Source organism: Nostoc spongiaeforme FACHB-130, from assembly GCF_014698475.1.
Classification (GTDB): Bacteria; Cyanobacteriota; Cyanobacteriia; order Cyanobacteriales; family Nostocaceae; genus Nostoc_B; species Nostoc_B spongiaeforme.
The window spans coordinates 26,651-49,121 of the sequence record NZ_JACJTB010000035.1 but is presented as its reverse complement, the minus strand read 5'-3'; the positions used below and the strand labels follow the sequence as shown (position 1 = coordinate 49,121).

Annotated in this window: 22 protein-coding genes; 12 read left to right on the top strand and 10 right to left on the bottom strand. The window is 41.3% G+C overall.

All coding sequences use genetic code 11. The annotated features are described in order from the left end of the window. Positions 1-7: 7 nt before the first annotated feature. Together H6G74_RS22025 and trmFO are read left to right on the top strand one after the other, a co-directional pair. A complete protein-coding gene (locus H6G74_RS22025; RefSeq protein WP_190591854.1) occupies positions 8-226 on the top strand; it encodes a hypothetical protein in 219 nt (72 codons plus the stop codon). Between the two features lie 52 nt (positions 227-278). After that, the gene (gene trmFO / locus H6G74_RS22020; protein ID WP_190969693.1) at positions 279-1,598 is read left to right on the top strand and encodes an FADH(2)-oxidizing methylenetetrahydrofolate--tRNA-(uracil(54)-C(5))-methyltransferase TrmFO; all 1,320 of its coding nucleotides are present in this window, start codon (positions 279-281) and stop codon (positions 1,596-1,598) included. A gap of 133 nt (positions 1,599-1,731) precedes the next feature. Here the strand turns inward: trmFO and H6G74_RS22015 are convergent, their stop codons facing one another. Both H6G74_RS22015 and H6G74_RS22010 read right to left on the bottom strand, forming a co-directional pair. Beyond that, complete coding sequence (locus H6G74_RS22015) at positions 1,732-2,121, bottom strand: VOC family protein (RefSeq protein WP_190969692.1); 390 nt, start codon at positions 2,119-2,121, stop codon at positions 1,732-1,734. A gap of 33 nt (positions 2,122-2,154) precedes the next feature. Further along, the gene (locus H6G74_RS22010; RefSeq protein WP_190969691.1) at positions 2,155-2,694 is read right to left on the bottom strand and encodes a GAF domain-containing protein; all 540 of its coding nucleotides are present in this window, start codon (positions 2,692-2,694) and stop codon (positions 2,155-2,157) included. Between the two features lie 794 nt (positions 2,695-3,488). Between H6G74_RS22010 and H6G74_RS22005 the strand changes: the two genes are divergently transcribed. Further along, positions 3,489-4,577, top strand: coding sequence for an aromatic ring-hydroxylating dioxygenase subunit alpha (locus H6G74_RS22005; protein WP_190969716.1), 1,089 nt, complete (start codon positions 3,489-3,491; stop codon positions 4,575-4,577). Positions 4,578-4,943: 366 nt separating this feature from the next. Here H6G74_RS22005 and H6G74_RS22000 read toward each other — a convergent pair whose 3' ends face one another. Continuing rightward, positions 4,944-5,624, bottom strand: a complete 681-nt coding sequence (locus H6G74_RS22000; RefSeq protein WP_313888507.1) for a hypothetical protein — start codon at positions 5,622-5,624, stop codon at positions 4,944-4,946. Between the two features lie 62 nt (positions 5,625-5,686). After that, positions 5,687-7,663, bottom strand: a complete 1,977-nt coding sequence (locus tag H6G74_RS21995) for a heavy metal translocating P-type ATPase (protein ID WP_190969690.1) — start codon at positions 7,661-7,663, stop codon at positions 5,687-5,689. A gap of 223 nt (positions 7,664-7,886) precedes the next feature. Here H6G74_RS21995 and H6G74_RS21990 point away from each other — a divergent pair, with 223 nt between their 5' ends. Together H6G74_RS21990 and H6G74_RS21985 are read left to right on the top strand one after the other, a co-directional pair. Then, complete coding sequence (locus tag H6G74_RS21990) at positions 7,887-9,236, top strand: Nramp family divalent metal transporter (RefSeq protein ID WP_190969689.1); 1,350 nt, start codon at positions 7,887-7,889, stop codon at positions 9,234-9,236. Positions 9,237-9,291: 55 nt separating this feature from the next. Next, a complete protein-coding gene (locus H6G74_RS21985; RefSeq protein WP_190969688.1) occupies positions 9,292-9,960 on the top strand; it encodes a tetratricopeptide repeat protein in 669 nt (222 codons plus the stop codon). Between the two features lie 324 nt (positions 9,961-10,284). On the opposite strand, the gene H6G74_RS21980 is transcribed toward H6G74_RS21985, so the two are convergent. Further along, entirely contained in the window at positions 10,285-11,184 is a 900-nt protein-coding gene (locus H6G74_RS21980; protein WP_190969687.1) for a ferritin-like domain-containing protein, read from the bottom strand. Positions 11,185-11,481: 297 nt separating this feature from the next. On the opposite strand from H6G74_RS21980, the gene H6G74_RS21975 reads away from it, so the two are divergent. Then, positions 11,482-11,682: a hypothetical protein gene (locus H6G74_RS21975; RefSeq protein ID WP_190590188.1), complete on the top strand. Its 201-nt coding sequence runs from the start codon at positions 11,482-11,484 to the stop codon at positions 11,680-11,682. 137 nt (positions 11,683-11,819) lie between these two features. On the opposite strand, the gene glnA is transcribed toward H6G74_RS21975, so the two are convergent. Further along, complete coding sequence (gene glnA, locus H6G74_RS21970; RefSeq protein ID WP_190969686.1) at positions 11,820-13,235, bottom strand: type I glutamate--ammonia ligase; 1,416 nt, start codon at positions 13,233-13,235, stop codon at positions 11,820-11,822. A gap of 356 nt (positions 13,236-13,591) precedes the next feature. Between glnA and apcB the strand changes: the two genes are divergently transcribed. The 3 genes from apcB to H6G74_RS21955 all read left to right on the top strand — a co-directional run bounded on the left by apcB (position 13,592) and on the right by H6G74_RS21955 (position 16,006). Then, entirely contained in the window at positions 13,592-14,101 is a 510-nt protein-coding gene (gene apcB / locus H6G74_RS21965) for an allophycocyanin subunit beta (RefSeq protein WP_062297507.1), read from the top strand. Positions 14,102-14,310: 209 nt separating this feature from the next. Continuing rightward, positions 14,311-14,646, top strand: a complete 336-nt coding sequence (locus tag H6G74_RS21960; protein WP_190969685.1) for a XisI protein — start codon at positions 14,311-14,313, stop codon at positions 14,644-14,646. Between the two features lie 124 nt (positions 14,647-14,770). Further along, positions 14,771-16,006 (top strand): LL-diaminopimelate aminotransferase, encoded by a 1,236-nt coding sequence (locus tag H6G74_RS21955; protein ID WP_190969684.1) that lies wholly within the window; start codon positions 14,771-14,773, stop codon positions 16,004-16,006. Positions 16,007-16,096: 90 nt separating this feature from the next. Here the strand turns inward: H6G74_RS21955 and H6G74_RS21950 are convergent, their stop codons facing one another. The 4 genes from H6G74_RS21950 to H6G74_RS21935 all read right to left on the bottom strand — a co-directional run bounded on the left by H6G74_RS21950 (position 16,097) and on the right by H6G74_RS21935 (position 18,681). Beyond that, a complete protein-coding gene (locus tag H6G74_RS21950; RefSeq protein ID WP_190969683.1) occupies positions 16,097-16,939 on the bottom strand; it encodes a NifU family protein in 843 nt (280 codons plus the stop codon). A gap of 58 nt (positions 16,940-16,997) precedes the next feature. Then, a complete protein-coding gene (locus tag H6G74_RS21945; protein WP_190969682.1) occupies positions 16,998-17,222 on the bottom strand; it encodes a hypothetical protein in 225 nt (74 codons plus the stop codon). 8 nt (positions 17,223-17,230) lie between these two features. After that, positions 17,231-17,497, bottom strand: a complete 267-nt coding sequence (locus tag H6G74_RS21940) for a hypothetical protein (RefSeq protein ID WP_190590198.1) — start codon at positions 17,495-17,497, stop codon at positions 17,231-17,233. Positions 17,498-17,706: 209 nt separating this feature from the next. Continuing rightward, on the bottom strand, positions 17,707-18,681 hold the full coding sequence (locus tag H6G74_RS21935) for a hypothetical protein (protein ID WP_190969681.1): 975 nt from the start codon (positions 18,679-18,681) through the stop codon (positions 17,707-17,709). 678 nt (positions 18,682-19,359) lie between these two features. Between H6G74_RS21935 and H6G74_RS21930 the strand changes: the two genes are divergently transcribed. From H6G74_RS21930 to H6G74_RS21920, 3 genes are all read left to right on the top strand, one after another. Further along, complete coding sequence (locus H6G74_RS21930; RefSeq protein ID WP_190969680.1) at positions 19,360-20,322, top strand: hydrogenase small subunit; 963 nt, start codon at positions 19,360-19,362, stop codon at positions 20,320-20,322. A 145-nt stretch (positions 20,323-20,467) separates the two neighbouring features. Continuing rightward, positions 20,468-20,737 (top strand): hypothetical protein, encoded by a 270-nt coding sequence (locus H6G74_RS21925; RefSeq protein WP_190969679.1) that lies wholly within the window; start codon positions 20,468-20,470, stop codon positions 20,735-20,737. A gap of 93 nt (positions 20,738-20,830) precedes the next feature. Further along, positions 20,831-22,426: a nickel-dependent hydrogenase large subunit gene (locus tag H6G74_RS21920; protein WP_190969678.1), complete on the top strand. Its 1,596-nt coding sequence runs from the start codon at positions 20,831-20,833 to the stop codon at positions 22,424-22,426. Positions 22,427-22,471: the final 45 nt, after the last annotated feature.

The window sequence follows — 22,471 nt, the reverse complement described above, 5'->3', positions numbered from 1 at the left end:
GATGGTAATGAAGCAAGCAAGCAAGGATGATTTGATTAGCGGTAAGCAAATCTACTTCCGTGGTTATATCTACAATGTGCTGTGGGTATCGGAGAGTAAAGTCAAAATTGTCTTACCCGGACATCACCCTAATTCCTGGGTTTCACCTTATCCGGCTGGGACATACACTATCCCTGCATCTTGGGAATTACCAATAACCCATCCTGAACTCTATGTGATGAACTAATACATTACAGTGGTAATTAACCGCAGATAAACGCAGACGGACGCAGATGATTATGGAACAACAACCGATACAAGTAATTGGAGGTGGACTAGCTGGAACAGAAGCAGCATGGCAAATTGCCCAAGCTGGAGTACCTGTTATTTTCCATGAAATGCGCCCTCAACGCTTCAGTCCTGCCCATCATACAGAACATTTGGCAGAGTTAGTTTGTAGTAATTCTTTTGGGGCGCTGGCGAGCGATCGCGCGGCGGGATTGCTGCACGAAGAACTGCGACAATTAAATTCTATTGTCATATCTAAGGCCGATGAACATGCAGTCCCGGCGGGTGGGGCGTTGGCTGTAGACAGAGGCCAATTTAGTCAAGATTTAACCGCAACTTTATCGAACCATCCTTTAGTAGAATTTCGGCGCGGTGAAGTCAAGGCTATTCCTGAAGGTATTGTGGTGTTAGCAACCGGGCCGTTAACTAGTCCGGAATTGGCAGAAGACTTGCGCCGCTTCACGGGAATGGAGTACATGAGCTTTTTTGATGCGGCTAGCCCCATTATTGTTGGTGAGTCGATTAATCGTGATGTTGCCTTTATGGCATCGCGCTATGACAAAGGTGAAGCCGCCTATCTCAACTGCCCCATGAATAAAGAACAGTATTTGCAGTTTTGGCAAGCTTTGTGTCAAGCAGAACAAACAGAATTGAAAGATTTTGAACGGGAAACAGCCAAGTTTTTTGAAGCTTGTTTACCAATTGAAGAATTAGCACAACGGGGCGAAGATACAATGCGTTACGGCCCCTTAAAACCAGTCGGTTTATCTGATAGCCGGACTGGGGAACGTCCCTATGCTGTAGTGCAGTTGCGTCAAGAAGATAAAGCCGGACAACTGTGGAATATGGTAGGTTTCCAAACTAATCTGCGTTGGGGTGAACAAAAGCGAGTTTTCCAACTGATTCCAGGTTTGGAAAAGGCAGAATTTGTGCGCTTGGGAGTGATGCACCGCAACACTTTTATTAATGCACCCCAACTGATGCAGCCAACTTTGCAATTTAAACAACGTCCCACTTTACTAGCGGCTGGACAGTTGATTGGTACGGAAGGTTACACGGCGGCGGCTGCTGGTGGTTGGTTGGCGGGAACCAATGCTGCCCGGTTGGCTTTGGGTAAAGAACCTTTGAGTTTACCGCCTACGACAATGCTAGGGGCGTTATTAGAGTTTATTAGTTCAGCTTCACCGAAACATTTTCAACCAATGCCGCCTAATTTTGGCATTTTGCCAGATTTAGGTGTGAAAATTAAAAGTAAGCCAGAGCGTTATGGACGTTACCGCGATCGCTCTTTGGCAGACTTAGCTAACTGGAAAACTCAATTAGAGTGCTGAGTGCTGAGTGCTGAGTGCTGAGTTAAAGATTCTATTCCCCCCACACTCCCCACACTCCCCACACTCCCCACACTCCCCACACCCGCTACCCATACGTGAGAAATTCGGGACTACTCCCTGCCTCCTGCCCTCTTCAAGCACTAACTAACGACACCAGCACACCATTCAAATCGCGCACACGCGCAACTGTTTGTCCCCCTGGTATGGCTTTAGGTGCATCTAAAGGTTTTGCCCCTGCACCTATCGCTCTCATATAAGCTGTGCCAACATCCGGTGTGATGAATGAAAGTTGCATTAGTGCAGGTGGTTGTGCAGGATCATGACTGCGAAAACCACTCGGAAATAATGTTTCGGCTTCACTAGTCGAGGAGAATGCTAAGGTGGTTTCGCCAGTTTCCATTTCAGCCCAAATCGATTTATCTGTTTCTTTGAGAGTACGACGCACTAGCCCGAATGCTTTTTCGTAAAATTCCACTGTCTTAATGACATCATTGACCCAAATAATTGTATAGCCCAGTTTCATGGTTGATTCTCCTATCAGCACAGTACCAGTAATTTAACTTCCTAAAATATTCGCGTCGGTGGCGAGAGTTTTCGCTGCTGTTTGCACTAAATTGATATCTGCTGGCGACCAAATCCGGGGTGTTTGACATTGATGGGCGACTAGCAACCCCCACAAACCTTTGGGAACTAAAATCGGCACTACTAGGTTGGCGCGTACCTGGATGCTGTGGAGAAACTCACGGTGACAAGCTGGTAGAGGTTCAAGGTTAGTATCTGCGATCGCTCTTACTCTACCAGCTAAATACAAAGCTGCATATTCATTGGTAAAACAATTATCTGCTCCTGTGGAACCCAAAATCGAATATTTATCGGAACTTAAGGATTCAAATGTAACTTGGCCATGCCATTGCCAATAAAAGTAATATAAGACTACGCGATCGGCCTGGAGTGATTCTCTCAATTCATGCGTTGTTTGCCGAATCAAAGCATCACGCCGCATTGTTCTGACAAGGCGCTCTAAAACTCTTCGTAACCCCTGGTCAACCGGTTGGTTTGATCTAGGGTCAAATTCGGAGTGAGAATGAATTTGCACAGTTCCACTAATGACGAGTTAAGTCAAGTCTGTAGAAATTTTATAGTAATTTATCCAACATCTAAGAGTCTATTTCTAAAGTAAATATTAAGTATGCTATTTTACAGCTACATCAGGATTAGCAGTCGAGTAACAGATTTTTGGTTGCGTTAGATTAACTATAATTTAAGCCTTACTTGATAAAGTATCTCTGAAATAAAAAACGTTCAAACATCCATCTTACTAATTTGATTAAAATCAAATTACCTATGGGAATAATATTTGATTTCTAAAAAAATTTTAGTAGGGTGTGTTAGGCATAAGCCGTAACGCACGGAAAACTTTGCGTAGATGCCGTACTCTCTTCAATAACAAATTCTACGTACATTTCAAAAATCAAATCATAGTACTATAGCAATCAGAAATGATATACAAACATCTCTCTACCTTGTCTCTTTTGTTCATTTATTACTTACGCATCATCACATTCAAGGGAAAGTAAGACCGAATTATATATACAGCTTAATCAAAAATAAAGCTAAATATCAATTATAAATTATTAATAAATTTAGCCTAATTCAAAGGAGTTTCGGATTTTACGTAGTTTCATTTTTACAACCATTGATAATCATTAGATTTTAGCAAATACCAACTTAAACTAGTTGGCTATAAATATAACAATCTCTTACTTTAAATATCCCAAAAACTGCTCGATTAGTTTTTATGATACCTTTCCTAGTACTCAAAATAACTGTTTTTTAGTAATTGAAATGATATTTCTATAGGAACCGCTTCACTTCTAGTGAAGTTGACAAATAACTATTAACTCGCAGAATAATATTTCGATGCGTAAACCTAAAATTTTTAATAATCCAGAGCGTTTTATTGAGGGCTGGTATTGGGTAATGCCATCTCAAAATCTGCGAATAGGAGAGGTAAAGCCTGTTACTATTTTAGGGAGAAATTTAGTTGTTTATCGTGGTCAAGACAATAGAGTAGTTATTTGTGATGCTTACTGTCCTCACATGGGCGCTCATCTTGCAGAAGGTAGAGTAGAAGGTAAAGAATTACGGTGTTTTTTCCATCATTGGAAATTTAATGAACAAGGCATTTGCGTAGAAATTCCTTGTTTAGATGAGCCATTACCAATTAAGTTAAAAACCTGGCCGACAGATGAAGAATATGGCATGATTTGGATTTGGACTGGAGAAACACCACAACACCGATTACCATATATTCCAGATTTAGCAGAATATGAATTTGATGTGGCTTTTGGGTTTCATTTTGTCAAAAACTGTCATCCTAATGTAGTGATGATGAATGCAATTGACGCTCAACATTTCAATACAGTTCATCAACTAGGATTAAACATTGTTTTTGACAAACAGGAATATCATCATAATGCCATTATTTTCACAAATATTACAGACCCAAGGAGAGATTCTAACTTCATTAAACTGATTCGTGCTTTTTCTAAACACCCCATTACCTATAGTATTTGTTATTGGTATGGCAGTACTAACATAGTCACCCTTGGCCCTGATTTTTTAGGGTTTCATATTATGTTTGCTCTACGTCTTTTAGCAGAGGGAAAAACAGAAGGGCGAACTATTTTTATGATGAAAAAACGTCGGGGAATTTTGGGCAGGTTGTTTAATAAATTTGTGCTGTGGTTAGCCAAGGTTGTGGGTACAAATTTTGTTAAAGGTGATAGTAAGATTTTTCAAACTATTCGCTTTGACTTAAAAACACCCATCAAAGCGGATCACTCTATCGTGCAGTTTATTAACCATGTTGAAAGACAAAAGCCATTGATGTGGGGAACTTGGCAATTAGCGAGAGTACGTGAGGTTGAACCGCAAGAAAATCACAATAAATGGCGTGATGATTTGACTAATGATTAGGTAATGCGAAAAAGTGAAAAGTTAAACCAGACTTTTGACTTTTGTATGGGATATGGCTCAAATAAAAAGAAGTGGCAAAGCCACTTCATCATTCCCAGGTAGAACCTAAAGATAAGTATAGCGATTCCCAGAATCGAAAATGGTATAAATAGACACTAATTAACTTGAGCTTCGTTTTTTCTGTCGGTAAGCAATAAAATTGTCACTCCTACTAATGTGCCAGCTAAACTCCAAAAAATAAATCATCCAATTTTTTGACTCAACAAGACTTAATATCTTCCTTGTCTTCCTTGTCACGCCACTTGCTTCAAGTCGGCAGAGCCGCCCAACGCAGTGGCCCCCCTTGTCTGTAAATGATGAAGTCCCTTAATACTGACTGGGGTTAAGTATGACAATCATCTCAGACACTCTCATCCCTAAAGATTTCCAGTGAGAATTGCTAGAGGAAAAAGTGCTATCACCGAGAACAGCTTGATAGTCTTTGGGGTATTTTTGGTAAGCATTAGGTGCAGAGTCGACGCGGAGGATGAGTTTACCTTGATAGCGGGATAGTTTGCTGCTGTCTAGCAAAATCGTACCGCTATAGTCCCAACCCAGTCCATAAAGTTTAAAGTTGCCTAATTTTTGGCGTAACTCGCGCCACGGTGTACCCATACCAATGCCTTCACGAGTTTTCCACGCAGTTCCTAAGTTACGCACATCTAGCGGTTTAGTGCGAGTGTTATCACTCCAGACTACCAAAAGCGATCGCTCTCGGCCTAAGTTTACCTGAGTAGCGGCAAAACGACCGATTCCTTCTGGGCCATAAATGGTTTTATCAGTTAAGCGCGATGTACCAAATAGCTTGACTAAATCTTTTTTGGTGGTTTTGCGGGTAATTAGCCCGACTCTTTCACCAGGCACAATTAAAGTATCGTTTAAAGGTTTTGATTGAGCAATGGTGAAATTATGAGTGTTACTTTGTGCTAATGCAATTGCTGGGTTGGCTGAGTAGCTAATTAATAAAGCTAACATAGCAGTTGTGATGTTTTTGATTGGTAGATTCACTTGATTTCTCTATTAAGTAGTAGGAGTTAAACTGACGACTCCTATAGCAGACAGTTCCCTGACTACTTCATAATTCTGGTGGCGTTAAAAATTGCCAGCAAGGCTACACCAACATCAGCAAATACAGCTTCCCACATGGTTGCTATACCTAAAATTCCTAAGCCAATAAATGCAATTTTAATTGCTAAGGCAAAACTAATATTTTGCCAAACTATTTGGCGAGTTTTTCTGGCAATTTGAATTGCTGTGGCTACCTTAGAAGGTGCATCTGTCATGATGACTATATCGGCAGTTTCAATTGCTGCATCTGAGCCTAAGCCACCCATAGCCATACCAACATCGGCTCTAGCAATCACAGGTGCATCGTTAATACCATCACCAATAAAAGCGACTTTATCATGTTTAGGATTAGTGCTAATTAACTTTTCAATTGCCGAAACTTTTTCTTCTGGTAATAACTCGGCAATATAAGTATCTATACCAATTTGTTGAGCAATTCGAGCCGTGATCGACTGATTATCTCCTGTTAACATGACTGTTTTTTTTACGCCGATTTTTTTGAGTGCTTGTATCGCTGCTTTCGCATCGGCTTTTAATTCATCTGCAATGATGATATATCCAGCATAAATATTATCTATTGCTAGATGTACAACTGTACCTTCTAGGTCGCAAGTAGGATGGATAATATGCTCTTGGTGGAGTAGGCGATCGCTTCCTGCTAATACTAGCTTATTGCCTACATTTGCCTTAATTCCATGACCTGCTATTTCTTCATAATTTGACACTTCTGATATATCAAAATCTTCACCGTACGCTGCTCGAATTGATTGAGCGATGGGGTGATTAGAATGAGCTTCTACTTTGGCTGCTAATTCCAGTATTTCTTGTTCACTATAGCTATTGTGTGGCACAATTTCTACTACTTTAAATACGCCTTTTGTTAAAGTGCCTGTTTTGTCAAAAACTACCGTTTTGACTGTGGTTAAGGTATCCAAAAACATTGAACCTTTAATCAAAATACCGCGTTTGGCTGCACCACCAATCCCCCCAAAATAACCCAGGGGTATACTGATCACCAGTCCACAAGGACAAGAAATTACTAATAATATCAAAGCTCGATAAACCCATTCAGCAGATGTCGCCCCAGGAATTAATAAAGGTGGTAATATGGCGACTGCCAGAGATATGAAAACAACTATCGGCGTGTAATAACGAGCAAACTTTGTAATGAATTTTTCTGTTTCTGCTTTTTTACTTCTGGCATTTTGTACCAAGTCTAAAATTTTGGCGATGGAAGATTCATTAAATAGTTTTGTGACTTGAATTTTGAGCAATCCAACTTGATTGATAGAACCAGCTAATACTGTATCACCAACCCTAACTGTTTGTGGTACAGATTCTCCTGTTAAAGCTGATGTATCAACTTGGGAATTTCCCGTAATAATTTCTCCATCTAAGGGGATTTTTTCGCCTGGTTTAATAACTACGATATCTCCAATTTTTACAGCGTCTGGTGATACTTTCTGGATATTGCCTGCTGTCTCAATATTTGCATAATCTGGACGTACTTCTAATAAAGCTTTGATGGAGTTACGTGAACGACTTACAGCCACGTCTTGAAATAATTCGCCTATTTTGTAAAACAACATCACACCTACAGCTTCAGGTAATTTATGAATTACTAAAGCTCCGAGTGTAGCGATTGTCATTAAAAATGTTTCATCAAATATTCTACCTTTAATGATATTGCGTCCGGCGGTTTTTAATACAGTCCAACCGCTCAGAAGGTAGGCAGGAATAAAAACTAAATATTCGCCAATTGCATAGGGTGTACTATGTAATTTTTGTTCAAAAATTAGCCCAAATATATACAAAATACCAATCACAATTAGAGAATATATCTCATTTTTGAAAATAAATTCTCCGCCGTGGTCATGGTTATGATTATCATCGTGATGATAATCATGATTATGGTTATGATTATCATGATGATCGTGACCGCAACAATGGGAATGTTCGGAATGTGTTTTATGTTGCATTTTGGCAAAAAACTAGTTTATTTAATATATGAGCTTATATTCAAATTTATGAGAAATCACTATTTTATGCAAGTTAAATTTTTAAGAAAGAGAATCTTTATCAATCACTAATTGAATGACTGGATGAAATGATGTGAGAAAGTTTCAGCCAATGTGAATATGGATAAATTTACCTGGGGAAAGATGCCAGTGTGTCAAATTTTCGTAAGATTATGAGAAAATTATGAAAATTAGAATATATGCAAATGTCTTTTTGGAGAATAAGGCGAAAAAGCCTAGTTTACCTGAAGTTCACCGCAGTATAAAAATCCCCCAGAGCAAAAATTTTTGGCGGAAGATATTGGCGTATGCAGGGACAGGATATCTAGTTTCTGTAGGATATATTGATCCGGGAAACTGGGCGACTGATTTAGCTGGCGGGGCTAAATTTGGCTATGCGCTGCTAACTGTGATTATGCTTTCTAACTTGATAGCGATTTTAATGCAATCGCTGTGTGTGCGGTTAGGGGTAGCGACGGGAAAAGATTTAGCCCAAGCTTGTCGAGATTATTTTAGCCCGCGTGTGAGTTTTAGTTTATGGTTGTTGTGTGAGATTGCGATCGCAGCTTGTGATTTAGCCGAAGTTTTAGGAAGTGCGATCGCGCTACAATTACTTTTTGGGATTCCCCTAAGTTGGGGTGTGTGCATTACAGCACTAGATGTATTTGTATTGTTATTACTACAAAAAAAAGGCTTTCGCTACACAGAAGGCTTAGTAATTATGTTAGTAGGAACTGTCAGTATATGTTTTGCTATTGAAATGATTTTTTCGCGTCCTGATTGGGGCAGAATTTTATTAGGTTATGCTCCCAAAGTAGAAATTTTACAAAATCCTGGAATGCTATATATTGCTATTGGCATTTTGGGTGCTACAGTCATGCCTCATAATTTATATTTGCACTCATCAATTGTCCAGACACGCGCTTGGAAACCAACTACAGAAAAGCGATGGGAAGCGATTAAAATCGGTACGCTTGATTCGACATTTGCGTTATGTTTTGCCTTATTGATTAATTCTGCAATATTAATTGTGGCAGCAGCAACATTTCACTTTTCTGGACATCAGGATGTTGCGGAAATTCAATATGCTTATCAATTGCTTTCTCCTTTGTTGGGTGTAAATGCTGCTAGTGCCATTTTTGGTTTAGCCTTATTAGCTTCTGGACAAAGTTCCACCCTGACGGCAACTCTAGCCGGACAAATTGTCATGGAAGGCTTTTTAAATTTACGCCTGAAACCTTGGTTACGTCGATTAGTAACAAGGCTGATTGCAATTATGCCAGCCTTAATTTCTATTATTTATTTTGGCGAACAAAGTACAAGTAGCTTATTAATTTTTAGCCAAGTAATCTTAAGTTTACAGCTATCATTTGCCATAGTGCCGTTAGTAATGTTTACGAGTAATCGCCGCTTAATGGGTGAATTTGTTAATCCTTGGTTGTTAAAAACCTTATCATGGCTAGTAGCGATCGCCATAATCATTTTAAATGCTGGGTTGTTATTGCAAACTATTTCTGGTTGGTTATTTGGTTAAAATAATCAAAGAGGAAAAATCCTCACTAGTACTGCAAGGGTGAAGGGGTAGAATTATGCAACATATCCGGCAAAAAATTGCAGTTTTGGGAATGACAATTTTGTTTGGTGCATTACCTACGGTTGTTTATGGCAAAACACCAAATAATCAAAGAAATTTTCATGAATCTTATCAACAAGGGGTACAGAAGTTAGAACAAGGCGATTTTCGGGAAGCAATAGCAGATTTTGATAAAGTAGTACAGCAAAATCCCAAATTTTACGAAGGTTTTTGTCTGCGGGGTTTAGCCAAATCACAAATTGGAGACTTAAGCGCCGCAATTACCGACTTTAACCAAGCACTACAACTTAATCCACAGCATGTAGATGCCTATAATAGTCGGGGAACGGTTTATGCCCAAATGGGCAATTTACAAAAAGCGATCGCGGACTTTAACAGCACAATCAAAATTGATCCGCAGTCTGTAGATGCTTACTATAATCGAGGATTGGCTTACTTTAAACAACAAAATCCCCAAGCCGCAATTTCTGACTTTAGCCAAGCAATTAGTTTGAATCCAAATTTAGCAAATGCTTACGGTAATCGCGGACTGGCTAAATATGCTTTAGGAGATCAGCGTAACGCGATCGCGGATTTACAGCAAGCAGCAACACTGTTTCGCCAGCAAGGCGACACCACAAGCTATCAACAAACACAAACTTTAATTCAACAGGTACAACGTTAGAATTGCGGACTAACTTTCTGTCTTAGCTGCATTCTCACTAACCAACTAATGATATGGAATGAGTTTTAAGAGACGACTTATAAAGTAAATCTGAAGTAGTGGCGTGTCAAGGCTAAAATGTTACATTAAAACTCTCTTGTGGGATGGGCATCTAGCCCGTCCGGTGCGGGCAAGATGCCCACACCACAAGAACTAAATATTTGCACTACTTTAGCCTTGCCACGCCAGTAGCGTGACGCTATAAATCTGATGACTACGTTCAAATCTTCTTGTTGCGTCACGCACCAAGCACCAATTGTGACACTTACGTAAGTCCTAATTAATTTAAACTTTTGTTTTCTCTGTTTCTACCTCGCTCTTTTTGATGCCGTTGATGAACATTGGCACAAACTTTTCCATAAATTCTTGTGGGTTACGCTGCCAAGCTTTTTGTGCTGCTTGAATTCTGGTAAATTGCAATTCTGGGGCGAGTAAAGCTTGGGGTAAGCGTTCCATTAGGTATTGGGGACGTTCCCAAATTGGCATCGTATTGGCTACTTCCACCAACCTTGTTACACGTCGAAGTTCTGCACCCAGGGTAATATCCATCCCTGACTCATAAGCAGCTTGTTCTATTGCTGCATATTTACGCTTGGCTTGCTCGACTTTTTGCCGATGTTCTGGACTTTTATCGGCTATTTTGCCTAACCAACGGTTTCCCCAACGGACGTGTCCGGCTTCTTCTGGCAGAATTTTTTCGATGGTTTCGCGGATTTTGATGTTTTCTTCGGTTTGTGGTGCTTGCTTGAGGGCATAAATATGGGCGGAGAAATACTCACAACCGCGTTTTTCGGTCACGTTAATTGCTGCTAGGGGAGCAATAATACCATCTTCTAGCGTCCCTGCTTCATCATAAGAAGATTGGTCTATCAGCTTTTCAAATTCATCAATATAAGAAATTCCTGGGGGCGTACCGATATCGGCTCCCAGGTCTATTAATAAATCGGTTAACCACATAGCATGACGCGCTTCATCTGCAATGTGATGCGATAAATCCTTGATCAGTTCTCGTGGCTGTCCGTTGAGTTTTTCAATTAGTTCAGTTAGGTCTTTGCAACTGCGCTGTTCGTTGTAACGGTAGCGATTTAGGGTTATCAGGTGTAGTTCGCGATCGCCAACTACCCGCTTTAAGATATCTCTCGCACCTAGATTATCCTGAAATTTCCGTGGATAAGTAACTGTCATAGTATGAAGTTTTATTAACTGTCATTTTTGATGCTATCTCAGTTTTTTCTTCCTTGCCGAAAACCGAAATGATTGATTTTCCTAAAAGTAATTTTTGGTAAAAATATCAGAAAATCATGACTTTTGGGTTTTTTCCTCACGCAAAAATACTCATCACAGCCCTTCAAATATTAAGTTTTATTGATTTATGGGCTTATAAGCTAAAACGGTAGCTTAAGCTACAGAATTTTTGCTATATTAATAAATGAAAGAACTATCAGCTAAAAAATATAACTAAACCTTAAGGGGGACTGAAGTATGTCTATTCAAGAAAAATCTCGTGCATTGATGGTGCGCCAACATCAACAAGTTAAAAACCGTCAACAATCAATGCTGATGCGTGCTGCACAAGAACTTGGTCTTCCTGAAGAAGTTTCCCATTATTGGAATCCCATTCAAGGCAAGGTAGACCAAACTGCACGCGCGATTTATGGCAGTAGCAACGCTTCGATGAGCTAGGTTGAAAGTAGGTGATAGGGTAAAAAGTCTTTTGTCCTCATCACTGTTACTATTCTTTAAAAAAGTAGTCAGTAGTGTTAAATCATAAAAAAAGCCACCTCTAGAGGTGGCTTTCAAAAAATTACTACTGAATACAATTAGCAGTCGTAGTAGAGATAGAACTCATAAGGATGAGGACGTAACTGCATCTGCTCAACTTCATTAGCTAGTTTGTAGTCAATCCAGTTTTGGATGAAGTCTTCTGTAAACACGCCTGTGTCGGTCAAGAAGGCGTGGTCATTCTCTAGGGCGGCTAATGCTTTATCTAGAGAACCTGGGGTAGAAGGAACTTTTGCCAACTCTTCTGGAGACAGTTCATAGATATTTTTATCTAGAGGCTCGCCTGGATCAATTTTGTTTTTGATCCCATCCAAGCCAGCACAAAGCATAGCCGCAAATGCCAAGTAAGGGTTAGAAGTAGCGTCTGGACAACGGAACTCTAAGCGTTTTGCTTTGGGGTTAGTGCCAGAGAGAGGAATCCGCACAGAAGCAGAACGGTTTCCTTGGGAGTAAGCCAAGTTAACAGGTGCTTCGTAACCTGGTACTAGACGTTTGTAGGAGTTTGTGGTGGGGTTGGTGATAGCTAATAGTGCTGGAGCGTGTTTGAGAATACCACCAATGTAATGTAGTGCCATTTCGCTCAAACCAGCATACTTATCGCCAGCAAATAGAGGCTTGCCATCCTTCCAAATGGACTGGTGACAGTGCATACCGGAACCGTTATCGCCAAAAATTGGTTTTGGCATGAAGGTAACGGTTTTGCCATATTTCTTAGCTACGTTTTTGATGACGTATTTGTAAGTCATTAACCAGTCAGCCGCTTCAATTAACTTACCAAAGCGGAAGCCGAGTTCGCACTGACCACCAGTTGCTACTTCATGGTGTTGTTTTTCAATGGGGACACCACATTTTGCCATTGTCAGCAACATTTCTGTCCGAATGTCTTGGAAACTGTCGGTAGGCGACACTGGGAAATAACCTTCTTTGAAGCGTGGTTTGTAACCCAGGTTGGGGCCTTCTTGTCTACCAGAGTTCCAACGACCTTCTACAGAGTCTACATAGTAGTAGCCGGAGTTGGCGGTTTGGTCAAAGCGGACATCATCAAAAATGAAGAATTCAGCTTCAGGGCCAAAGAAAGTAGTATCACCAATACCAGTAGAAACTAGATAATCAATAGCTTTTTGGGCAATAACCCGTGGACAACGGTTATACCATTCCCCTGTCCGGGGTTCCTTAATGCTACAAATTATGCTTAAGGTTGGCTCTGCCATGAATGGGTCGATCCAAGCAGTGTTGGGATCTAACACCATTGTCATGTCTGATTCTTCAATACCTTTCCAACCCCGAATACTGGAACCGTCGAAAGGTACGCCATCAGTGAATGAACTTTCATCGATTTGGTTATGGTACACGGTTAAGTGCTGCCATGTTCCTGGTGTATCGATGAATTTCAGATCAATCATCTGAATGTTTTGGTCTTGGATCAATTTCAAGACTTCTTGTGGGGTTGTCATTGTTACTCCTTCTCTGCCAATTTCCTATTGTAAAACCAGAATCTGCCAAAGCATTCTAACCCTACTGATCCGCACCAAGTTGTGACACACCTGGATTATCGTAAAGATTTGAGATTACATAATTATGTAGTCTTTGTTACAGATTCCCTGGATTACAGGTTATATTAACCTTTCGCGCGGCATCTGTAAAAACAAGAAAGTTCATTTCATCGGGGGCAACTTTGGCATAGAATCCTTAAGTAGCGGGTAGATTGTTTTTGTGCAGAACTTATTTTAAATAGCACAAAAATTTACTGGTGCGTAAGTGCAGCCAAATAAATATCAAACCATAGATAGTAAAGATTGGGAGAAAAGGAATGCGCGATGCAGTTACAACTTTAATTAAGAATTATGACGTAGCTGGCCGTTATTTTGACCGGAATGCGATCGACAGTCTGAAATCTTATTTTGAAAGTGGTACAGCACGGGTACAAGCGGCGGCTGCTATCAATTCAAATGCGGCTGCAATTGTCAAGCAAGCTGGTGCTAAATTATTTGAAGAATTACCAGAATTGATTCGTCCCGGTGGCAATGCCTATACAACTCGTCGTTATGCGGCTTGTTTGCGCGATATGGACTATTACCTCCGCTACGCTACTTATGCGCTAGTTGCAGGTAATACCAATGTGTTAGATGAGCGTGTGTTGCAAGGCTTGAGAGAAACTTACAATTCTTTAGGCGTACCTATTGGGCCGACGGTTCGTGGTGTGCAAATTATGAAGGATATCGTCAAGGAACAAGTAGCAGCAGCAGGCGTAGCTAATGCTGCTTTTGTTGATGAGCCTTTTGACCATATCACCCGCGAGTTAAGTGAACAGGATGTTTAAAAGCTGAAATAGAAACTAGGAACTAGTTTTGTTAGAGGCTTGTCAAACTTATTACTGTTATCTAAATTTTTGTAAAGCGATCGCATCTTGTGTTTGAGAAGAGGCGATCGCTTTTTTACAAAAATTATACTTTTAGTAAGAGTTATAAGCCTTTGCCTACTCGATGTTTCATTATTTACCGATGCCCAGCAACTAGAGAGAATTATTCAATGGATAAACTAACTCGCTATCGGGAAATTATTCGTCAATTAATATTTGAATATGCTGGTCACAAACCTGCTAATGGTCAAATAGATACAGAAGCAGTGATTGACTCGGAGCGAGACCATTACGAAGTTGTACACGTTGGTTGGGATGGGGTGCGACGTGTGCATGGTTCGATAGTGCATATAGATATCATTAATCATAAAGTTTGGCTTCAATATGATGGCACGTCTGAGCCGGTGGCAGAAGCATTGTTAGCTGCCGGTATCCCGCACGAAGATATTGTTTTGGGTTTCCATCCCGAAGAACTGCGCCAATATACAGATTTTGCTATATCTTGATTGATGTATTAAACATTACCTAAATGTCAATCGTTAAAGATAAAGAGACTTCAACATAAACAACTGTGCTATCCCTAAGAGCAATTAGCTGTAAGCTGTTGTAGTGCGTATTTCACTATCTAATATGGCGACGATTAACGACAACTACCTGAAGCTAAAGGCTGGCTATCTGTTCCCGGAAATTGCGCGGCGGGTAAATGCTTTTGCGGAAGCTAACCCTGATGCTAAAGTTATTCGTTTGGGAATTGGCGATGTTACCGAACCTTTACCAGAAGCGTGCCGCACAGCGATGATTAAAGCTGTGGAAGAAATGGGCGATCGCGCAACTTTTAAAGGCTACGGGCCAGAACAAGGTTATGCTTGGTTAAGGGAAAAAATTGCGGCTCAAGACTTTCAAGCACGCGGCGCAGACATCGATGCTTCAGAAATCTTTATTTCTGATGGTTCCAAGTGCGACACTGGTAATATTCTCGATATCTTTGGTAACAACAACGTCATTGCTGTAACTGATCCTGTGTATCCTGTATATGTAGACACCAATGTAATGGCAGGTCATACAGGTGCAGCTAATGATAAAGGTGAGTTTGCAGGCTTAGTATATCTGCCTGTGACAGCAGAAAATAACTTCACGGCGGAAATTCCGCAGGAAAAAGTTGATTTAATTTACCTTTGTTTCCCCAATAACCCCACTGGTGCAACTGCAAGCAAAGAACATCTCAAAGCTTGGGTAGACTACGCCAAAGCCAATGGTTCAATTATTTTCTTTGATGCAGCTTACGAAGCTTATATTACAGATCCGAGCTTACCTCATTCTATTTACGAAATTGCAGGTGCGCGAGATTGTGCGATCGAATTTCGTTCTTTTTCTAAAAATGCAGGCTTTACCGGAACCCGTTGTGCTTTAACTGTCGTTCCCAAAACCTTAACAGCCAAAGCCGCAGATGGTTCGGATGTGGAACTGTGGAAACTGTGGAACCGCCGCCAGTCCACCAAGTTCAACGGTGTATCTTACATTGTGCAACGGGGTGCGGAAGCAGTTTATTTTGCAGATGGACAAGCACAAACCAAGGCTTTGGTGAGTTTCTATTTAGAAAACGCCAAAATTATTCGAGAAAAACTCACCGCCGCCGGACTCGCAGTTTATGGCGGTGTCAATGCGCCTTATGTTTGGGTAAAAACTCCCAATGGGCTATCAAGTTGGGATTTCTTTGATAAATTGCTGCATACTTGCAATGTAGTTGGTACACCTGGTTCTGGCTTTGGCGCTGCGGGTGAAGGCTACTTCCGCATTTCTGCATTCAACAGCCGGGAAAATGTCGAAGAAGCGATGAAGCGAATTACTGAAAAGTTTAAGCTGTAGAAACTTGTGGTGGGCAATGCCCACCTGAACGGATGTATAAAGATTGTTAGTGGAGACTTGGTGTAAAGGTTTTAAATGTCTACATCCTGATTATCGGGAAATTTTGACAAACGCCTTATCACCTTTAATTTGAACTGGATAGGAATGTAAAGGGACATCAGCAGTTAAACATTTCCCTGTATCTAGTTGATATTGAAACCCGTGAGTAGGACAGGTGATGATGCCATTTTCTACCTTTCCGCCGTCCAGTGGTGATGCGAGATGAGAACAAGCGTTGCGGTAACAGGTAATGCGATCGCCTTGACGATATAAAATCAGTGAATGTCCGCCAACTTTGGTGACAAATATCCCCCCATCAGGAATTTGTTCTACTGTTGCTACCCTCACCCAAGCAGTTGTAATTGTGGGCGGAAAAGGAGTAGTTAAACCAGTATTGGTATTATCTACCGTAGAGCGATCGCCAACCGCAACCACTTGCGTAATTTCTGGACAATAATTTTTAATTGCCTGTTCGACTCCCTGAGATAAAGTCAAATTAGAAGCTGGACAACTGCTGCAAGTTCCGATTAACCTAACTTCTACCGTATCTGGTGGTTTAAAAGCAACTAATTCTATATCTCCATTGTGGCTTTTTAACCCTGGACGTACTTCATCAAGGGCGGCTTGAATGCGTTGTAATATTGGTGGTAACGGTGGTTTAACTAAGTCATGATATAGCAACACTGCATACACAACTTGATCATCAGCAGCATGGCGCAAAGCTGACACTGAATCTTGTTTCAGGCTTTTAATTAACCTTGTCAGTGCTTCTTTATGCAAAGCTTCAATTGCTCGTTTTAAACCGACTGCTACACACCTTTGACTTTCATCCCACTCAGATATAATTGCCTCAAAGCGGTTAATTTCTTCAATGAATTCTTCGAGGTTTGTCATTAAGAAAAGTGTGAAGTGTGAAGTATGAAGTATGAAGTGTGAAATGTTGACTAGTTCATTACTTCATTTTGAAATCTTTCAGTAAAAAAGGCATCAAACCACCCGTAATTAAACTAGATAGAGTTATAGGAATACACAAAGGAATTTCGGCTTGGGCTAGTGCTAATAGTGATAGCAAACCAACACTAATCCCAATGCCAGTTTGTTGCACAAAATACATAGGTTCGCGTAATAGCTTACCTCGGAAAAATAACTTAGCCGAAAACCAACCTAATTCAAACATTTTTCCTCCTAGTATTTATTTAACAAAGTTAATAAAGCAAAACCTAAAAGTATTGCTGGAACTGCACCAGCCGGAGCAAATAACGCCCCCAACATTGCCGAAAAAGAATAACCAATATCTTTACCTGCTAAAATCATCCCGCCAATTGCACCGCCAATCATCGAGATAACTGTTGCGATAATTAGCCACAAAAATCCAGTAACTATGTTGATGTCACTAGACACCATACTCGTGAGAAAATCACTCACACTAAAATTGCTCAATAACTCACTCATTTTTCTTCCTTCTCTGCGAGACGCTGCGCGAACGCGCTCTTTGTGTCCTTTGCGGTTCGTTAATAAATCGTCAGAATTCAGCACCCAGGAGTCAGAAGTCAGAATTTATAATGACTGTTATATAACTAGGATATTCATTTACCAAATCTTCCCCTAATTCTTTAACCCTTCTTACTCCTGAATTCCTGACAATAAATCTAGCTGTAAGCCTAACTACTAGCCATAATTTCCACTTCTACATCTTTTAATGCCTGTACGACTAACTCAGCTTGTTCTAACTGTTGATGTTCGGTAAATATTGACCAAGCTTCTTGATAGTAATTACGTGCTTGTAAAAGATTGTTAGGATTACCTAATTCTGGCTTTTCAGGATTATCAGGTAAGTTGAATAAGGCATTAGCTTTGTTGGAAATTGTGTTAGCATATTCTAAAGGTGTATCCCTAGAATTACGCACTTTTAACGCCTCATTGTATGCTGCGATCGCCTTTAAATTATTCTCGACGGGATGAGAACTAACTAAATACTGTAAAGCATTCCCCAAGTTGTTTTGCAGCATCGCATATTCTCTAGGGTTGTCAATCAAATTAATATGCTTCAGGGCAACTTCAAATGATTGCACTGCTAACCCCTGGCGTAAATATTCCCGTTCTGAAGCCATTGGCATCGACAGGTAAGCGATCGCAATATTGTTGTATAAAATCGCGTAATCTTGCGGGTAATCTTCCCAGGTAAACACCCGCAAAGCTTCATGATAAGCCTGAATACTATCACTAATTCGCGCTAAATTATACGGCGCTAGAGATTGTAACACCAAGCCATAATTCATCTGCGCCTCTGCAACTTCCTCCGGCGTGGCTAACTCTTGTAAAACTGGTAATGCTTCTTCATAACCAGCCTTAGCTTGTAGTAGCAATTCCGTATCCGTGTGGGGAATAATCTGCAAAGTTCCAGCCATCCCCACCTGCGCCTTAGCCTTCAGGAGTGGATACTCATTACCAGACATTTCATAAGCACGATAATACAACCCAACTGCATTTCGCAAATCCTGGGCAGTTTTCGGCTTCTTTTGAAACCCTTGTGCCATTTCGATGAGCATCTGGATTTTTTCTGCTGTCGTTGCTGACTCCGAAGCGATCGCTGCTACAGCTGCTTTCACCGCCGAATCTGTAATGCTAGGTGTCATAATTACCCTACTCTAGCTATTAAGAAAATTACTCGATTCCCGCCCTAAAAATACACACAAATTCCCTCAACACCAAAGGCTATTAAAGTATGAAGTGTGAAATAAAACACCCATATATTTAGCTAGATAGCAATTAATTATGGGTAACTTATTGATGCTGTGGTTTGTAGTGAGACATCAAAGCATAAATTTCAGACTTCAGACTTCACATCTTGCGCCTAGCGACTGAAGTCGCGGCTACACAAACAAAACCCTTGATTTTACATTAGTCCGCGTAGGCGGACTTAGTTTTTATAGCCGCGAATTCCATTCGTCGGGGCTTGATGCAAGATATTTATTCCCCAGTTTCCTTACTATAAAACACTCTATTTTCAAAAATCTAGAGGAGAATTAACAATATTATTATCAAAATTCCATACTCTCCTGATTAAAATTATTTTCTGTATCACTAGCAAACTAAATATATTATTTGATAGCCATAAATACCTATTAAAACCCTCAAAATATAAACTATTATTGCCTCTGCATCATATTGACATCATCCTGAAGATAATTAATTTTTTTTGAAAAAATAAAAATATAATAAAAAAATACCTTATGGTGAATAATAAACATCAAAAACAGGTGAGACTCTACAACGCTGATCACCTGGATAAAAAATCAACCAACACATAGCCAATGACTAACGTACTCTGGCTGCAAGGTGGTGCCTGTTCGGGCAACACCATGTCGTTTCTAAATGCCGAAGAACCGACAGTATGCGACCTCATCTCTGACTTTGGTATTAAAGTGCTTTGGCATCCTTCCTTGGGGTTGGAATTAGGCAATAACTTACAAACCTTGCTGTGGGACTGCATCTTAGGTAACATTCCTTTAGATATTTTGGTATTTGAAGGCAGTGTAGTAAACGCCCCCAACGGCACAGGTGAATGGAATCGTTTCGCCGATCGCGCCATGAAAGATTGGTTAATCGACCTAGCCCAAGCGGCCAGCTTTATAGTTGCTGTCGGCGATTGTGCCACTTGGGGCGGGATTCCCGCAATGTCTCCCAACCCCAGCGAATCCCAAGGCTTACAATTTCTCAAGCGGCAAGAAGGCGGCTTTTTAGGTAAAGACTTCCGTGCCAAATCTGGCTTACCTGTAATCAATATTCCGGGATGTCCAGCGCACCCTGATTGGATAACGCAGATATTAGTGGCGATCGCTACCGGACGCATCGGCGACATTGCTTTAGATGAACTCAATCGCCCCCAAACCTTCTTCAACACCTTTACCCAAACAGGCTGTACCCGCAACGTCCACTTTGCCTACAAAGCCACCACCGCCGAATTTGGTCAACGCAAAGGCTGTCTCTTCTACGACTTAGGCTGTCGCGGCCCCATGACTCATTCATCCTGCAACCGCATCCTCTGGAACCGCGTCTCCTCCAAAACCCGCGCCGGAATGCCGTGTTTAGGTTGTACAGAACCAGAATTTCCCTTCTTTGACCTCAAACCCGGAACCGTATTTAAAACCCAAACCGTCATGGGAGTTCCCAAAGAACTACCACCAGGAGTCAACAAAAAAGACTACGCCCTCTTAACAATGGTCGCCAAAGATGCAGCACCAGCATGGGCAGAGGAGGATTTTTTCACAGTTTAGTAATTAATTACAGTGCTTTGGTTGATGAGTTGAGGCGGTGTTTGGAAACTGTTGATTTCACGGCAAGATTCAATTAAGGTGTGATATTTTGTGAGCAAACTACGTATTAGTTGCAACTGTAGTGAAGCCACAAAGGAGTAAATATATGGGTGTAGAAAATCTTGATGATGACGAAGATTTATACCCTCATTTGGATCTTGACTGGATGACAATCAAAAGTCCAGATGTTAATGCTGTTGTGAATGCTTTAGAGTTAGAGAATATTCAACAAGGAAGCTTTGGTGATTTCGGGGATACAACTAATACTTTCGTATTTCCTGCTCAAAATGATTGGATAATCATTTTTCATGAGTGGAAACCAAGGGGAAGTTCCGCAGAATATCTGAATGCGATGTATAAGCATTTGCAACTTTAAGCATCAACCACATCTGAATTAATATCTACCGCAACTGCCTCAACTGTTATTACCGCATCACTGACTGCATATCAATGAAAACAGGAGAGGAGAATGGGAAAACAAACATTAGATATATCACCCGTCGGGAGAGTCGAGGGTGATTTAGATGTCCGCGTGGAAATTGCCGACGGCTATGTAGTCAACGCCTGGACTCACGCCGAACTATTTCGCGGCTTTGAAATTATCCTCCGTGGCAAAGACCCCCAAGCCGGATTAATTGTCACGCCCCGGATTTGCGGTATTTGCGGCGGTTCTCACCTCACATCTGCATCTTGGGCGTTAGATACAGCCTGGGGTACAGAAGTACCACGCAACGCCATCTTAGCCAGAAACCTCGGTCAAATTGTCGAAACTATCCAAAGTATCCCTCGCTACTTTTATGGATTATTCGCCATTGACTTAACCAATAAAAACTACCGTAGTAGTCGCTTCTATGATGAAGCAGTCCGCCGCTTTTCTGCCTTCACCGGGAAATCTTACGAACTCGGTGTGACCATTTCCGCCAAACCTGTAGAAATTTATGCTCTACTAGGTGGACAATGGCCGCACAGCAGTTATATGGTGCCTGGTGGTGTGATGTGCGCCCCCACACTCACCGACATTACCCGCGCCTGGGCAATTCTCGAATATTTCCGCACCAACTGGTTAGAACCTGTATGGTTAGGCTGTTCTTTAGAACGCTACGAAGAAATTCAGACTTACGATGACTTCATGAACTGGTTAGATGAAGACATCAAACATCGTGAGTCAGACTTAGGCTTTTATTGGCGGATGGGTCTAGATATTGGTCTAGATAGATATGGTGCAGGTGTTGGTAAATACGTCACTTGGGGATATTTAGCCCATGAGGATAGATACCAAAAGCCCACCATTGAAGGGCGCAATGCGGCGATGATTATGAAGGGTGGCGTGTATGACAGCTTCACCGACACGCACAGCCTAATGGATCAGTCCTTCGCCCGTGAGAATTTAACCCATTCTTGGTACGATGAAGGGACAGCAGATATTCATCCGAGCGATCGCACTACAAAACCCATCGCTAACAATACAAAAGACTTTGACAACGCCTATTCTTGGGCAAGTGCAGTATTACACAAAGACTTCGGACGCTTAGAAGCAGGCCCCTTAGCGCGTCAGTTAGTAGCAGGTGGTAATCACGGCGAATCTTGGCAACATCATGATGGCTTCATCTTAGATGTATTCAAGAAAATGGGCGGTGCTAACATTCACGTCCGTCAATTAGCCAGACTCCACGAAATCGTCAAACTATATCGCCAAGCCGAACACTGTTTGCGCGAGTTCAAGTTAAACGACCCTTGGTATATCAAACCCACAGAAAAAGACGGCAAAGGTTGGGGCGCAACCGAAGCCGCGCGGGGTGCTTTGTGTCACTGGGTAGATATAGAAGGCGGTAAGATTAAGAACTACCAAGTAATTGCCCCTGGTACTTGGAACATCGGCCCCCGTGACGGTCAAGATAAACGCGGCCCCATTGAGGAAGCTTTAGTCGGGACACCTATCGAAGATCCGACCGATCCTGTAGAAGTTGGACACGTCGCGCGTTCTTTTGATTCCTGTCTTGTGTGTACAGTCCACGCCCACGATGCGAAGACAGGCGAGGAGTTGGCACGTTTTCGGACTGCGTAAATTTAAACGCAGAGAGTTTGTTATGAGTATAGCTAATGGCTATTT